The 14,199-nt window shown below is 39.3% G+C and carries 17 protein-coding genes; 2 read left to right on the top strand and 15 right to left on the bottom strand.

Features of this window, described 5'->3' with window-relative positions:
* Positions 1-108 precede the first annotated feature (108 nt).
* The 4 genes from NR125_RS19910 to rsgA all read right to left on the bottom strand — a co-directional run bounded on the left by NR125_RS19910 (position 109) and on the right by rsgA (position 2,807).
* Positions 109-606 (bottom strand): PTS sugar transporter subunit IIA, encoded by a 498-nt coding sequence (locus NR125_RS19910; RefSeq protein WP_019379710.1) that lies wholly within the window; start codon positions 604-606, stop codon positions 109-111.
* An 18-nt stretch (positions 607-624) separates the two neighbouring features.
* A complete protein-coding gene (msrB, locus tag NR125_RS19905; protein ID WP_009332605.1) occupies positions 625-1,065 on the bottom strand; it encodes a peptide-methionine (R)-S-oxide reductase MsrB in 441 nt (146 codons plus the stop codon).
* Positions 1,065-1,601: a peptide-methionine (S)-S-oxide reductase MsrA gene (gene msrA, locus NR125_RS19900; protein WP_009332606.1), complete on the bottom strand. Its 537-nt coding sequence runs from the start codon at positions 1,599-1,601 to the stop codon at positions 1,065-1,067. The genes msrB and msrA overlap by 1 nt, the downstream gene beginning before the upstream one ends.
* A 147-nt stretch (positions 1,602-1,748) precedes the next feature.
* Positions 1,749-2,807, bottom strand: coding sequence for a ribosome small subunit-dependent GTPase A (rsgA, locus tag NR125_RS19895; protein WP_251156204.1), 1,059 nt, complete (start codon positions 2,805-2,807; stop codon positions 1,749-1,751).
* Positions 2,808-3,146: 339 nt separating this feature from the next.
* On the opposite strand from rsgA, the gene NR125_RS19890 reads away from it, so the two are divergent.
* Positions 3,147-3,905, top strand: a complete 759-nt coding sequence (locus NR125_RS19890) for a DUF4397 domain-containing protein (protein WP_019379711.1) — start codon at positions 3,147-3,149, stop codon at positions 3,903-3,905.
* A 56-nt stretch (positions 3,906-3,961) separates the two neighbouring features.
* Here NR125_RS19890 and NR125_RS19885 read toward each other — a convergent pair whose 3' ends face one another.
* From NR125_RS19885 to ilvA, 10 genes are all read right to left on the bottom strand, one after another.
* A complete protein-coding gene (locus NR125_RS19885) occupies positions 3,962-4,543 on the bottom strand; it encodes a YpmS family protein (protein WP_009332609.1) in 582 nt (193 codons plus the stop codon).
* Positions 4,533-5,372, bottom strand: coding sequence for an SGNH/GDSL hydrolase family protein (locus NR125_RS19880; protein ID WP_251156206.1), 840 nt, complete (start codon positions 5,370-5,372; stop codon positions 4,533-4,535). Before NR125_RS19880 ends, NR125_RS19885 begins: the two co-directional genes overlap by 11 nt.
* A 122-nt stretch (positions 5,373-5,494) precedes the next feature.
* On the bottom strand, positions 5,495-6,076 hold the full coding sequence (locus tag NR125_RS19875; protein ID WP_009332611.1) for an SCO family protein: 582 nt from the start codon (positions 6,074-6,076) through the stop codon (positions 5,495-5,497).
* A gap of 158 nt (positions 6,077-6,234) precedes the next feature.
* Entirely contained in the window at positions 6,235-7,215 is a 981-nt protein-coding gene (locus NR125_RS19870; RefSeq protein ID WP_256815954.1) for a nucleoside hydrolase, read from the bottom strand.
* A gap of 83 nt (positions 7,216-7,298) precedes the next feature.
* The gene (locus NR125_RS19865) at positions 7,299-8,915 is read right to left on the bottom strand and encodes a sensor histidine kinase (RefSeq protein WP_251156208.1); all 1,617 of its coding nucleotides are present in this window, start codon (positions 8,913-8,915) and stop codon (positions 7,299-7,301) included.
* A 249-nt stretch (positions 8,916-9,164) separates the two neighbouring features.
* Positions 9,165-10,010: a DegV family protein gene (locus tag NR125_RS19860; RefSeq protein WP_009332614.1), complete on the bottom strand. Its 846-nt coding sequence runs from the start codon at positions 10,008-10,010 to the stop codon at positions 9,165-9,167.
* A 142-nt stretch (positions 10,011-10,152) separates the two neighbouring features.
* Positions 10,153-10,404, bottom strand: coding sequence for a DUF2535 family protein (locus NR125_RS19855; RefSeq protein WP_019379714.1), 252 nt, complete (start codon positions 10,402-10,404; stop codon positions 10,153-10,155).
* 89 nt (positions 10,405-10,493) lie between these two features.
* Entirely contained in the window at positions 10,494-11,231 is a 738-nt protein-coding gene (gene tatC, locus NR125_RS19850) for a twin-arginine translocase subunit TatC (RefSeq protein ID WP_251156209.1), read from the bottom strand.
* A gap of 97 nt (positions 11,232-11,328) precedes the next feature.
* On the bottom strand, positions 11,329-11,526 hold the full coding sequence (locus NR125_RS19845) for a twin-arginine translocase TatA/TatE family subunit (protein ID WP_009332617.1): 198 nt from the start codon (positions 11,524-11,526) through the stop codon (positions 11,329-11,331).
* 144 nt (positions 11,527-11,670) lie between these two features.
* The gene (gene ilvA, locus NR125_RS19840; protein WP_251156210.1) at positions 11,671-12,939 is read right to left on the bottom strand and encodes a threonine ammonia-lyase IlvA; all 1,269 of its coding nucleotides are present in this window, start codon (positions 12,937-12,939) and stop codon (positions 11,671-11,673) included.
* Positions 12,940-13,111: 172 nt separating this feature from the next.
* Here ilvA and NR125_RS19835 point away from each other — a divergent pair, with 172 nt between their 5' ends.
* Positions 13,112-13,348 (top strand): hypothetical protein, encoded by a 237-nt coding sequence (locus NR125_RS19835; protein ID WP_206837973.1) that lies wholly within the window; start codon positions 13,112-13,114, stop codon positions 13,346-13,348.
* Positions 13,349-13,401: 53 nt separating this feature from the next.
* Here NR125_RS19835 and NR125_RS19830 read toward each other — a convergent pair whose 3' ends face one another.
* Entirely contained in the window at positions 13,402-14,133 is a 732-nt protein-coding gene (locus NR125_RS19830; RefSeq protein WP_251156211.1) for a lysophospholipid acyltransferase family protein, read from the bottom strand.
* Between the last annotated feature and the right edge of the window lie 66 nt (positions 14,134-14,199).

The following is a 14,199-nucleotide window of genomic DNA, read 5'->3' as shown; positions in this document are numbered from 1 at the left end:
CATTGTATTACTTCTATTTTAAAATAAAAAAGACTGCAGACAAGCACGATTTTCATCGAGTTTGTCGACAGTCTGAAAGCCGCCTAAAAATTAGGCGGCTTTTTCTAATTATTTTGCAGTAACAGTCATAATCGTAGATGTCCCTCTAGCCACAGGTCCCTCCACACTCTTCTCAAGAGAAGCGACCTGGTCGCCATTAGTGACAATGATCGGAGTGATAGTGCTCTTTGCCTTTTCTTTAACTAGAGCTAAATCAAAAGTGACAAGCTTATCCCCTTCACTGACCTTTGATCCTTCGGAAATATGGGTCTCAAACCCTTCCCCTTTCATCGAAACCGTTTCAAGGCCTATATGAATTAAAATCTCTGCACCATTCTCAGCACGAATGCCAATTGCATGCTTGGTAGGAAACACTTGAACTACTTCTCCATTTACCGGGGAAACAACCACCCCTTCTGCAGGTTCGATTGCAATACCGTCCCCCATCATTCTTTCTGCAAATACAGGATCAGGCACGTCTTCCAGATTAACTGCCGTGCCTGTCAAAGCAGCCTTAACCTCAATTGCTTTAACTGCTTCCTTTTTGCCAAATAATTTCTTAAACATAAAAACACCTTCCATTTCTTAGTTTGCATCATTAAATAATCGCAGAAATTCTTTATAGCCTTCTTCCTCCAGTTTTTCCTTAGGAATAAACCTTAGTGCAGCAGAATTAATGCAATAACGGAGGCCCTCAGGTCCCGGCCCATCATCAAAAACATGACCAAGATGGGAATCGGCTGATTTGCTTCTCACTTCCGTTCTGACCATAAAGTGGCTGCGGTCTTCTTTTTCCACAATTTCTTCATCCTGTATGGGCTTTGTGAAGCTTGGCCAGCCACATCCTGCGTCATACTTGTCTTTTGAGCTGAAGAGAGGCTTGCCGGAAACAATATCGACATAGATTCCCTCTTTAAATTCATTCCAATATTCATTGCGGAATGGCGGCTCCGTGCCATTATTCTGAGTGACTTCATATTGCATTGGATCAAGTTTCTGCTTTAAATCTTCTCTATTTTTTGCCATTATCTTTCACCCCAATGCTTATTAATAAATGCCTTTCTTCCAGAGCCGGTTTGATAGGAACTGTATCTATCCGGATTTTTTTTGTAATAATGCTGATGATAGTCTTCTGCAGGATAAAAGTCTGAAGCAGGCAGAATCCTGGTAACTATCGGTTTCGTAAATGGTCCGGTTTCTTCAAGCTTTTGTTTGGATTCTACTGCTGATTGCTTTTGTTTTTCATTATGATAGAAAATCGCTGTCTGATATGATTGGCCGCGATCATAGAACTGCCCGCCTGCATCTGTTGGGTCAATCTGCTGCCAATATAGTTCAAGAAGCTTTTCATATGGGAAAACCACAGGATCAAATGTAATTTGAACTGCTTCGTAATGACCAGTCGTTTCTGAACAGACTTGCTGGTAAGTAGGATTTTTTACATTTCCTCCGGTATATCCGGATATTACTTCTTTAATTCCAGGCTGTTCATCAAAAGGTTTTACCATACACCAAAAGCAGCCTCCTGCAAATGTTGCCTTTTCAAATAGTTTCTCTGTCATTTACTCCACCTCTTTCCGGCACTTTTCTATCTTTTACTTTTTCCCTTAGAATGATAATTTAAAGCTATATACATAAGATTAATGAAAAGATTCCTTATATGCAAAAGAAACCTCTTTAGCGAAGAGGTTTCTGAGGTTTATGAATTTTCACATTCTTTTGTTCTTTGCTCCGGCACTCACTTTTTTCCAGCGTTTGCGTTCTTCAGATTGGGCTCTCTTATCCTGCTTTCTGTCCAGATAAGCGAGTTCCTTGAGAAGCTTTTTATAGCTGTTAAGACGTTCCCCTGATATGTCTCCATCCTCTATCAACCTATGCACAGCACAGCCTGGCTCATTTTCATGTGTACAGTCCCTGAACCTGCAGTTTTCAGCGGCTTGCTCAATATCTGTGAAGCTTTCAGAAAGCCCATTTTCACTTTCCCACAGCTGAAGCTCTCTCATTCCTGGAGTATCAATTAATATGGCACCGTCAGGCAGCAGGATGAGCTCCCGATGGGTAGTTGTATGCTTTCCTTTATCATCACTAATCCTAATATCCTGGACTTTTTGCTTATCCTCGCCAAGAAGGTAATTTGTAAGAGTGGATTTCCCTACGCCTGAAGAGCCGAGTAAGGCGATTGTTTTTCCTGGCTCTAAAAAAGGCTTAAGCTGGTCTATTCCCTTCTCTTCAATGACGCTGATTGAGATAACAGGAACACCCATGGCGACACTATCCACATCAGCAAGCTGATCCTCCAGATTTTCACAAAGATCAGCCTTGGTAAGAACTATAACAGGATTTGCCCCGCTTTCCCATGATAAAAGCAAATAACGTTCCAATCTCCTTAAATTAAGATCCTCGTTAAGAGAATTAACAAGGAAAATAGTGTCTACATTGGCTGCTACAATTTGCTCTTCAGTATTCATCCCTGCAATTTTCCGTGAAAATTTGCTTTTTCTTGGAAGGACAGCATGAATCGTCCCTCGCTGTTCTCCTGCCCTTTCTTTGATGACAACCCAGTCACCGACAGCAGGATAATCTTCCCTTGAAGATGCACTGAAAGAAAACTTCCCTGATACTTCGCAAAGCATTTCAGAGTTATCTGTCCAAACGCGATACATTCTTTTATGCTCTAGTGCAACACGGCCAATTTGATAATCTTTATCTTCATACACTGAAAAAGCCTCTTTAAAAAAGTTATTAAATCCAAATTTATTGATTGTCAATGTTTGTTCCTCCATGCTTATAGAAATTTAATTTACATACAAAAAACCATAGGCAATCAGCCCATGGTTTAATAATGCAAGGTTCAATAAGCAGTGGAAAACTAACTGTTCCGCTCGATTAAACGATCTCCATTTGGGCTGTGCCTGAATTTTTTACAATGAACGTATTTGCATAAATTTCTCTTTTCATAGCACATCACCCGCTTTCGTTTATTTGTTTATATTATATGGAATATTGCACCAGAAGTAAAGCCTATTTTTTTTCTACTTCATTTTCCCCATGTGGCATTCATCCAGTCAGAAGCATATGTTATTGGAGCAGATTTAGGAGGGAGAAGCATGGCTTCAGAGAGAAATCGGCAATGGTACTTCCAAAGAGCAGCTAAGTATGATCTTCTTTCGCAGTATTTTAAATATATTGATCCTGCACAGCATATTGCTTATTACTATAAACATTTACATTGCCTGAATCAGGCTTTTCAAATAATGCGGACACAAAACCAGCAGCCTTCTGAGGGACAGCAGGCAAAAGTACGGATCTTTCATGGTTCACCTGATGCCGGTCAGGTTGATATTTATGTAGACGGTACGCGTATTTTGAAGGACTTCCACTATAAAGAAGCAAGCGGCTATGCTTCCCTGCCAGCCGGCAAGCATCAGATAGACATATATCGAGCAGGCAATATGGTGTCCACGCTTCTAAGCAGAAAAATCATTGCTGCCGCAGGTAAGGCTTATACAATTGCTGCCGCAGGAATTGCATCGAAATTAAAGCTTGTTATTTTAGAAGACCACCATAAAGTGCCTGCTGGAGAAACAAAAGTCAGATTTGCCCATCTTTCAGCTGATGCTCCTGCGGTTGATATCGCCGTAAAAAACCGGGATGTCGTTTTTCCCAATATCGCTTTCAGGCAGGCAAGCAAATATCTGGCCTTAACTCCAATGACTGTCGACTTGGAAGCAAGGATTTCAGGCACCCCCAATGTAGCACTGGCAATTCCTCGGATGCAATTTCAAGCAGACCAGGCTTACACCCTATTGGCTGTAGGTTCTGTTGCCAATGAGCCTGTGCTTGAAGCAATTCTGATTCCAGACTAATGGGTTCAAATACCCATTAACAGAAAAAGAATCCTTTGCGAAAGGATTCCCTTTTCTCATTTAACCGGCACAAGAAGGGTAAAACGAATATCATCCTGCTTTAAATTAAATTCATCCACTTTTACTTTTACATCACTTTTCAGCTTCATCTCCTGCAGCGACACATAAATTCGTTCTTTCTGCGGCTGGATTGTGACCCCTTCTGGAACCTTGTAGCGGTCTTTTACCAGCTTTAGGACATGTGATACAGGAAGATTCAGCTGCCCTACAGATATGGACTTTTGCTGGAGGACAACATCCCCATTCTCCAAGGCTTCTGGTTCAAATGATAATTTCATTTGCAAATCCTGGCTGAAAAAAGGGATTGTGCCATATAAATCAACTTCATCATTCAAGAGAACTTTATAATCTATTGCCCCTGTCAGTCCTTCTTTTTCAAGATAGTGGTTAATGACTCTATTCAAGTCTTCTTTATTGGCTTTTATGTTAAAAGGAACATAATTATCACTATTCTCGGTGATCGCTGTATAGCCTTCATCATCTGCCGGCATGCTGATAAAAATAAACAGCACAATTAAGATGAGTGCATTAATGACCAGCAGCGCAAAAAACAGCTTTTTCCATTTGCTATCTTTCAATAATCTTCTCTCCATTTCCTTCTGCTTTCCTTTTATACGGAATTTCTTTCAGAACTTCTTCTGTGAGGATTTGATGAACTCGGTCAGCTATTAATTCATATCCTTTGTCATTTGGGTGAAAATAGTCTGTATATAAAAGATTATCATCGGTATTTTCGAAAATATCATCTATTTCAACAAAATAGGTTCCCGGATACTTTTTTAATATTGTCTGGCTTGTGCCATTCCAATCTTCAAGAATATCATTTATTTCCGTTATTTCGGAAAACCATTTTAAGAAGGGATTATATAATCCTATTAAAATGATTTTACTATTAGGGTTTACCTCTTTAATCGCATCTAAAACATCAATCAGATTCTGCTCATATTTTTTCTTTTCCTTAACAAAAGCTCTCAGCTTTAGGTTTGAAAAATTCTCGCGGACTACTTTCATCACATCATTTCCGCCAATGGTTATGATAACCGCGTCTGCACTCTTCACAACATCTTTTACTTCTTCAGTCCCTAGCTTTTTCAATAATTGATCGGAACGATTGCCTCTTACTCCAAAATTATAAAAAACAGCGTCTTTCACACTTTTGTCTTTTTCCAGTGACATTTCAAGATATGGCACGTAGCCTCCGCGTTCAGTACTGTCTCCAACCCCCTGGGTTAAAGAGTCCCCTACTGCAGCAACAGTAATATTTCTTGGAAAAAAGTCGAAGGGAATCTCCTCTTTAAGTGCAAGTTTAGATTCTTTTTCAGAATGAATGATTTCGCTGTTGTTTGAGGAACTGCAGGAGGCGAGAAGAAGCATGATCAAAAAGATGAAGGTGAATTTTTTTATCATACTATCACCTGCCTATATAATTCAATCATATTATAACATGTACTTTACTATTAAAAAGAATTAGCTTTTGCCCGGAAGGTTCCCGGGCTTATCTGAAAAGAAAAATAGACCTTTTCCAAGGTCTATTGCAAGGCTTTAATATCATTCATTATTTCATCTAATGGAATTTCATTAAGACCGGTATAATATTTCATTACATTGCCGTTCTGGTCAACAAGGTAAAAATCAGTTCCATGGATAACCTGATCGCCTGTTTGCGGCTTTTTCACAATGGCTTTGAAATATTCCATAGCATACTTTTCAATTTCTTCCTGGGAATAGCCGGTCAGAAAATGCCAATTGGTGAAATCTGCATTGTATGTTGATGCAAATTCCTTTAATACCTCCGGTGTATCAACCTTGGGGTCAACACTGAAAGAAACAAATTCGATATTTTTAATGCCTTCCTTCTTAGCCAAATCCTGAAGCTTCTTCATATTAGCTGTCATTGGCATACATACATCTTCACAGTTAGTAAAAATAAAGTCCGCAACCCATACCTTGCCTTCAAGATCCTTTAAACCAATTTCCTGATTGTCCTGATTTGTATACTTAAAATCTGCAAGTTCCCAGTTTAACGCATCCTTTATGCCACTCTGTCCACATGCTGAAAGGACTAAAAGCATAAAAACTGAAACGATAATGGCAAAAACTCTTTTTCTCATACATTCACCTGCTTTAATTAGTTACGATGCTAATTTTAGCAAATATTCTTGAAAGAAGAAAGAAGTACTTGTGACAAACTTGTGAATAGAAGCTTTTGCCTCTTTTTTAAGAAATAGCGGGATAAGCCGGAAGCATCCGCATAAACACATTTTTCTTTTTAGGGTGTTTTCGTTTTATGATTGGTCATTATCTCATAAAATATCTTGATAAAACTTGAATAATTAAATTGTACAGCAATCCGATGAATCCGGTATTTCATCTTATCTTCAGGAGGTGCATTCCTAAAATCTCCAATGCTCTGGCCGAACGCCTCCCCTCTGTTGACAATTATTTTTACCGGGACTTCCATATATTGAATTTCAGCTTCTTCTAGCATTGCCCAAAAGGTTAACAAATCGTGCAGGGGACTGCCGCTTATGCCAGGGGAGGTTCCTTTATAAAAATTAAAATAATAATCAACCATAGGCTTAATAAGCAAGCCTACTTCATTTTGTACAGACTGATAATAAGCATCAAGGGCGTCGACAACAGCTGGTGTAATGATTGCAGACATCGTTACATCCAAAGGAAGAATATGAATTTTCTTCGGTGCATTCGCAAACACAACATTGGCCGCATATGGATCACCATAAAAATTTGCTTCAGCTACCGGAGTCACATTGCCAGGAACATTAAATGCCCCTCCCATTATGTAAAAGTCACTGACTTTACTCATGAGTCCAGGGTAAAGAATAAATGCCGCAGCCAGTGATGAAAGCCTGCCTACATTTACTATAGTTATATCATTTTCATACTTCTGGATCAGGTCTTTGAAATCATCAAAATTTTCAAATATGTCATTGGAATTCTCCAGATTCGGCACAATCGGGCCGAGTCCCTCTATACCGTGGACGTCAGGATAATACACCGGAACTTCCCCGGTTAATGGCAAAACAGCTCCGCTGAATACAGGAATTTCCTTGTGTCCAGTTACTTCTTGCAGATATGCAGCATTTCGGATGGCATCTTCCCTTGATACATTTCCATAATCACCAACAATCCCCACGATATTGATTTCTTCTGAGAAAAAGGCAAAAATCACCGCAACAAAATCATCTATTCCAAAGTCACTGAATAAAAGGACATTTTTTTTCTTCAACCCTACACCCCCATAATTCATTTTATTCGGGGGATAAACAAGAATGGCAAATATTTTCAATTACAGGATAAAGCTCTATAAATCTAATCAATTGCCAGCGGAATGAATATCCGGAATACCGTTCCTTTTCCTTTTTCACTATTAACCTCAATACGTCCCTTCATCCGGTCGACAATTTGGTAGCATACCAGCAGGCCCATCCCAGTTCCCTTTTCTTTCAAAGAATAAAAAGCGGTTCCCAATCTATCCATTTCTTCTCTTGTCATACCAATCCCGGTATCAGAAATTTCAAAAACACCATATATACCTTCACTGGATACCGAAAGTGACAAACAGCCCCCATTTTTCATGGCTTCAATGCCGTTTTTATAAATATTGATCAAAACCTGCTTTAACTCACTGGCATTCCCTTGTATCCATATACCTTCAGATATCTCGGAAGCAACAGATATATTTTTTGACATCATGGCATAAGAGTTCATTAGATCAATTACACCGGCAGCAAGTTCTCCGGCATTAATTGCCTCTACTTGCTCTATATCAGGTTTGGCAAGGGATAAATAATCGTTTATGATTGTTTCCGCCCTGTCCATCTCATCAATCATAAGCTTTATGTACATTTTTTCTTCTTCGGTCATTTCTTCCTTAGCCAAAAAAATTTGTAGAAATCCTTTTACTACCGTCATTGGGTTTCTGATTTCATGTGCCACCGAAGCAGCAAGCTGGCCAATTGCGTTCATCTTTTCAGCTCTTTGCAGCTCTTTAAGAATCTTTGTCCTTTCCATGATATGCTCCATTTCCCCTATTGCTTCTTCAAAGCGATGTGAAGAGGGAGTATTCCTTGGCACTGTCCCAAATTGCTCGGAAGTGGCAGACAGTCTTTCAAAAAGGATAGCCAGCCGGGTGGTCATAAAGTTAAATCTCTCTGAAAGAATGCCTAAATCTGCTTGATTAGAAGGCTTTAACTTTACGTTAAAATTACCGCTGCTGACTTCTTTAAAACCTGAAATAATATCATTAATTGGCTCTAATACTTTTTTAAGACCCCGTTTCAAAACAAAATATACTAAAAAGATAATGATTAAAAATAAGCCTGATAAATAAAGGGCTAAATCTCTTTGAATCGATTTCAGCACAGCAGCATCAATATCGATACATAATATGGCAATAATATTTCCTTTAGAGTCCACAATAGGGGAAAAGGCAGAAATCCAGGTGCCAAACTGATCCTGATAAACTTTACTGGATGCAGTACTTCTCTTCTGCACAGCTTCCGTGAAACCATCTATAAAATCGTCACTTGCCGAATAAAATGAAAATGATTCCAGGCCCATTTCTTTAGAGCTTTTGGAAGTTACTAATAACTTTACCGAGTTATCATCACTTTTTTCCGGCATCAGCAGTGAAGCATTTGAATAGGCTGCCTTTTCATTTACCAATGAAATAAGATGTTGCAGCCTTTTATAAGCCGGATCGGACGGATTTTGATATTCCTTTACTTTTTCAACATCTTTGTACTCTATAACAGAGCTCCAAAGAGAAGCCATGTCAGTCACTCTATCTGTAAGCTGCTTCTCCAGATGCCGGGTTTCAACCATAAAGCTGATGCCTGCTGTAAAAACTGTGACAAAGATAGAAATGAGGAAGGAGAATAACAGTACTTTTCTGAACAAAGGCAGATTTTTTATTTGATCCTTCATATAGCAGTCACCGATTCCTTATATTCTAAGTAGCTATCTAACCTTTTTCGGCAAAATTCTGCTGAAATCCTCTAAAAACGCCAAAGTTTTAAAAGTGCAGCATTTATATCCTGAACAAAAACGGAAGGCCCTTGATCGGGTAGGAGCTGGATGCAGATAATTTTTCATCAAAGTTATTCACATCGTTATATTTTATAAATTCCTAAACTGCAAAAAAACGCATAGCCTGATAGCCATGCGTCCGTTTTATTAATCTTCCAGATGATACATAAATCCAATTGCTCCTGGCCCTGTATGTGTACTGATAATTGGAGTTGTTTCTTCGATTTCAATTTCTGCAGCAGCATCCAGCTCTTCAATCATTTTCTTCAGTTTAGAAGCTAACTCAATGCCTTCTGCATGGACAAGGCCTACACCTTTTATTGTTTTCCCTTTGATATCCTCTGCAAATTGCTTGGCCAAATACTTGGCCACCTGTGTATGGCTTCTTACTTTGGCAACTGGTGTGTATACACCGCCTTCAAGCGAGGCAATTGGTTTTATATTCAGCAAGGACCCGATCATGGCCTTGCCTTTGCCGATTCTTCCGCCTTTCACAAGATTTTCCAGCGTATCTACTACTACAAATAATTTAGTATTACTGCGAATGGTTTCCAGCCGGCTGACAATTTCCTGAATACTTTTCCCTTCGCTGGCCATTTTTGCAGCCTCCAATACTTGAAAAGCCAGTGCTTTGGATATATATCTTGAATCAACCACTGTAACATTTGCATGTGACATAGCTGCTGCACTTTCTGCTGATTGAACAGTACCGCTCATTCCGCCAGTCATATGAATTGAGAGAATATCATAGCCTTGGTCACCAAACCTGTCATACACCTCAGCTAATACTCCCGCAGGAGGCTGGGAGCTTTTAGGCAACTCGTCCGCTTCTTTCATTTTTCTCATGAATTCAGAAGGAGTAATATCAACCCGGTCCAAGTATGTATTACCTTCTATGTGAATAGATAGCGGGACAACTTCAATATCGAATTTTTCAATCAATTCGCTGGATAGGTCAGCTGTAGAATCTGTAACAATTTTAATTTTAGCCATTATGCTTTCACTTCCCCTGGATTAACAATTAGTTCATATTATACATTTAAGCAAAATACAAATAAAGCGATAAATATATAGCCTGTATTTCTCCTCCTCAAGTGGCCAAAAAAATACCGGCTGGCTGCCGGCATCAAAGTTGTTATGCGTTATTTTTTAATTCTGGAGTCTTAAAAATCTCTTCATAGACGGGCCACTTTAAAACTCGCTTTAGATATTCTCTAAATGAATGGTTCTTAAGTGTTTTCTCATTGGCGTTAGTGGCCGCAATAAAAGTTTTCAAACGGACTTGGATCATAAAATAATAAGGGCTATCTTTTGCCAATACAGGAATTTCAATAATTTTTACCTTCTGTCCAACAGCATTTTTGAACTCTAGGCTTTTAAATAGCAAAATATCAATCCTCTTTTTCACCCGTTTGTTTATATTATACCCCAAATACGGCTCGAAATGTGTCTGATTATGCTATCTGATTAATTTTTTTAAGAAGATGCCTCTCCTGAATTCTCTGCCTTTTTCAGCTTTCTTTTGTAAACAATTTTAGATAAGTTGATGCTTATTTCATAAAGCAGAAGCAATGGAATAGTGACAAGAATATCAGACATGAAGTCAGGAGGTGATATAACAACTGAAATCACGACAAGGATAAAATAAGCATACTTCCTGATTTTAGTAAGCACATAAGGATTAATGATTCCAAGCGAAGTCAGGAACATGATGACTACAGGGAGTTCAAACAAAACTCCAAAAGGCAAAGTCATATTTAGGACAAAGCGGAAATATTTATCCGCAGTGAAATTAGCCTCAAACATTTCTCCACCCAATTCAACAAGAAAACTCAATACGGTGGGGAAAATGACAAAATAGCCAAAGCAAAGGCCAATAATGAACAATATAAAAAGCGCCGGCACATAAGAAAGAGAAATCTTCCGCTCAGCGGCTGTCAGGGCAGGCTTGACAAAAAGCCAAATCTGCAAAGCCAGAACGGGAATTGTCCCTGCAACTGCAATGACCGTAGCAAGCATAAAGTAAACCCAGATAATATCACTTGGACCCAGGACAATCAATTTGACGTCCAGGTCTCTTACCAGCCATTTATAAATATCCTCCACAAAAACAAAGCCTGCAATAAAAAATAGGATAAATGCTGATGCCGTTATAATGAGTCTTTTTCTTAATTCATCTAGATGTTCGACTAAATTTAACTCTTTTTCTTCCATATAATTCTCCTGCTAATTTTATAAAAAACCAGGCTATGGCCCAGCCTGCTGTATCTGAAACCAAAACAAAAAGGTGCAAGAAGTATATCCTTACACCTTATTTAACCGTTTTTTTCTTAGAATCCTGTTCAAATTCTTCCATTACGTCACTCGTTAAATCACGGGTGGATTTTTTGAATTCTCTAAGTGTTTCACCAAAAGCACGGCCAATTTCCGGCAGTTTTTTTGGTCCGAATATGATTAACGCTAAAACAAGGATTAAAATTAATCCTGGAACACCAATATTTGAAAGCATATTCACATCTCCTTTTAAGTACTTCCCATCTGAATCTAATACGATTATAGTACTTTTCAAAGGAAATGTCACAGATATCATCAAAATTCATATTTCAGTCACAAATCAAGTAAATAATATGAAGCTGCCAAGTCATCCGGGTGCTTATACCAGCAGATGAAAAAGGTTACTGTCTTTGTTTATCTCTTTGTATGAAAATCCCTTTTTATTCATTCTTAAAATGAGGTCACTATAGTCCTCTTTATGCTTTAACTCAATTCCCACAAGGGCTGGACCATTCTCTTTATTGTTTTTCTTCGTGTACTCAAAACGTGTAATATCGTCTGCCGGGCCAAGAACCTCGTCAAGAAACTCTCTTAATGCTCCGGCACGCTGAGGGAAATTCACAATAAAGTGGTAAAGCAGGCCTTCATAAAGCAAGGACCTCTCTTTTATTTCCTGCATTCGTCCAATATCATTATTGCCGCCGCTGATCACACATACGACATTCTTTCCTTTAATTTGCTCCCTGCACATATCAAGTGCGGCTATTGGCAGCGCACCTGCAGGCTCAGCCACAATCGCATGCTCATTATATAATTCAAGGATCGTCGTACACACTTTCCCTTCAGGCACCATGAAAATATCATCAACAAGCTCATTGCAGATTTCATAGGTTTTTTCACCGACACATTTTACTGCCGCTCCATCTACAAACTTATCAATTTCCTCGAGAGGCGCTACTGCTTGAGCCCTGATAGATTCACTCATCGATGGTGCTCCTGCCGGTTCTACTCCAATCATCTGTGTTTCCGGTGATATACTTTTTATGTAAGTGCTCAGTCCGGCCATTAATCCGCCTCCGCCAATACTCGCAAAAACAAAATCTGCAGGCTCCTCACAGTCGTTAAGGATTTCCACCGCTACTGTCCCTTGTCCTGCAATCACCATTTCATCATCAAATGGGTGAATAAATGCCCTGTTTTCCGCTTCTGCACATTTAAGAGCTTCGTAATAGGAATCATCAAAGGTATCTCCTACGAGAATGATTTCCACTGAGCCCCTCCCAAACAGCTCCACCTGACTTACTTTTTGTCTAGGTGTGGTTGCCGGCATAAAAATTTTTCCCTGGACGCCAAGATGCCTGCATGCATAGGCAACTCCCTGTGCATGGTTCCCAGCACTTGCACAGACAACACCATTTTCCAGCTCCACCGCAGTTAAAGATTTAACTTTATAGTAGGCACCTCTTAATTTAAATGAGCGGACATGCTGAAGATCTTCTCTTTTCAGATAGACATTGCACCCATACTTTTCTGATAGACGTTCATTTTTCTGTAAAGGTGTATGGGCAACAATATCCTTTAGCTGCTGGTATGCAATCAAAATATCTTCCAACTGCACCCATTTTTTTGTCATTACCTTCTGTTCCATTTTGCCACCCTCTTCTTTACAAGTTATTAATTTGTACATTATACCATGACAAATCATGATTTCAATCGGGTTTTTTTAAAATTTACATTTTTCGAATTATTTCAAGGATAGAAATCGCTGAAACCGACATATAATAAGCAAAAGCTAATTTATATCTCAAAGGGGTGCCGGAATGGAGTTTTCTTTATGCAGTCTGGATAGCGCTTTGCCTGTGGAAGTAACATTGGATGAAGATAACGGCAGGTATATGATTCGGAAAAGCGACACGAGCGGAGAGTACTTCAACAGTGCTGACGAACTAATACAATGGGTGAAAACCAACTTTACAGCAGAAGAGTTTTGCGATCCCAAAGAATACCACGGAATGATTCAGAAACTGACAGATTATTTAGTGAATCCCAATTTCTAATTTAATTAACCGCATAATTTAAATAAGGCCCCTGACTGAAAGGGGCCTTCTTCTTATGACGCGATCTTCTTGCCTGTAAGGCTGCTGCAGATTATTTCTCTTACTTCCTGAGCAAGAAACTTTGCTTCCATATTTTGAACGATCCTGGAATTCACAGGCTTACACACCTGGATTTCTATTTTAGCCGGCTTTATGAGCCTCCCATTCTTTTCAAACACATCAGCTGTCCCTTTAATGGAAATTGGCACAATCGGAACACCTGCATCCTGTGCAAGCCTGAATCCGCCAACCTTAAAAGGCGCTACCTGACCGCCCTTGCTTCTGGTTCCTTCCGGAAAAATCAGGAGAGAATGCCCCTGCCTTAATAGTAATGCAGCATCCTTTAAAGAATTGACAGCCTTGCTGCGATTGCTGCGATCAATAAAAACACAGTTCATGACTTCCATCCATGAAGAGATAATGGGTGCTTTCTTAACTTCAACTTTTGAAATAAAACCAAAAGGTTTATCAATGGATGCGAGAAGGACTGGAATATCAAAATCCCCTTCATGATTGCAAACAATGACAACAGGCCCGTTTGGAATCAATTCCTGCCCCTTAACTTTCACTTGGGAGCCTGAGATTTTCATTATTGTCCTGGACCACTTCTGCGGCACATTATGGATAATGCGGTCTCGTTCCTCAACAGGGAGCGCAGCATTCAGTTTCCTCATTCGGGTTAGTGCAGGCAGGCTATAAACCAAATATCCGCCCATATACAGAAAAAAGATTATTAATCGAAGCATAATGACCTCCAGGTCTTGGGATGGTTTACATTATATAATAATCAGGTTCCTTTCACTATATGTTTA

The organism is Cytobacillus sp. Bac17 (assembly GCF_024519925.1).
Taxonomy (GTDB): domain Bacteria; phylum Bacillota; class Bacilli; order Bacillales; family Cytobacillaceae; genus Cytobacillus; species Cytobacillus pseudoceanisediminis.
This window is presented reverse-complemented; position numbering and strand designations above follow the sequence as displayed.

Bases quoted from the DNA above. Each gene is read 5' to 3' on its own strand.
- NR125_RS19865 (WP_251156208.1), bottom strand. From the start codon at position 8,915: ATGAAGGATCAAATAAAAAATCTGCCTTTGTTCAGAAAAGTACTGTTA.
- NR125_RS19835 (WP_206837973.1), top strand. From the start codon at position 13,112: ATGGAGTTTTCTTTATGCAGTCTGGATAGCGCTTTGCCTGTGGAAGTA.
- tatC (WP_251156209.1), bottom strand. From the start codon at position 11,231: ATGGAAGAAAAAGAGTTAAATTTAGTCGAACATCTAGATGAATTAAGA.
- NR125_RS19845 (WP_009332617.1), bottom strand. From the start codon at position 11,526: ATGCTTTCAAATATTGGTGTTCCAGGATTAATTTTAATCCTTGTTTTA.
- NR125_RS19880 (WP_251156206.1), bottom strand. From the start codon at position 5,372: ATGATAAAAAAATTCACCTTCATCTTTTTGATCATGCTTCTTCTCGCC.
- ilvA (WP_251156210.1), bottom strand. From the start codon at position 12,939: ATGGAACAGAAGGTAATGACAAAAAAATGGGTGCAGTTGGAAGATATT.
- NR125_RS19875 (WP_009332611.1), bottom strand. From the start codon at position 6,076: ATGAGAAAAAGAGTTTTTGCCATTATCGTTTCAGTTTTTATGCTTTTA.
- NR125_RS19860 (WP_009332614.1), bottom strand. From the start codon at position 10,010: ATGGCTAAAATTAAAATTGTTACAGATTCTACAGCTGACCTATCCAGC.
- NR125_RS19890 (WP_019379711.1), top strand. From the start codon at position 3,147: ATGGCTTCAGAGAGAAATCGGCAATGGTACTTCCAAAGAGCAGCTAAG.
- msrA (WP_009332606.1), bottom strand. From the start codon at position 1,601: ATGACAGAGAAACTATTTGAAAAGGCAACATTTGCAGGAGGCTGCTTT.
- msrB (WP_009332605.1), bottom strand. From the start codon at position 1,065: ATGGCAAAAAATAGAGAAGATTTAAAGCAGAAACTTGATCCAATGCAA.
- NR125_RS19910 (WP_019379710.1), bottom strand. From the start codon at position 606: ATGTTTAAGAAATTATTTGGCAAAAAGGAAGCAGTTAAAGCAATTGAG.
- NR125_RS19830 (WP_251156211.1), bottom strand. From the start codon at position 14,133: ATGCTTCGATTAATAATCTTTTTTCTGTATATGGGCGGATATTTGGTT.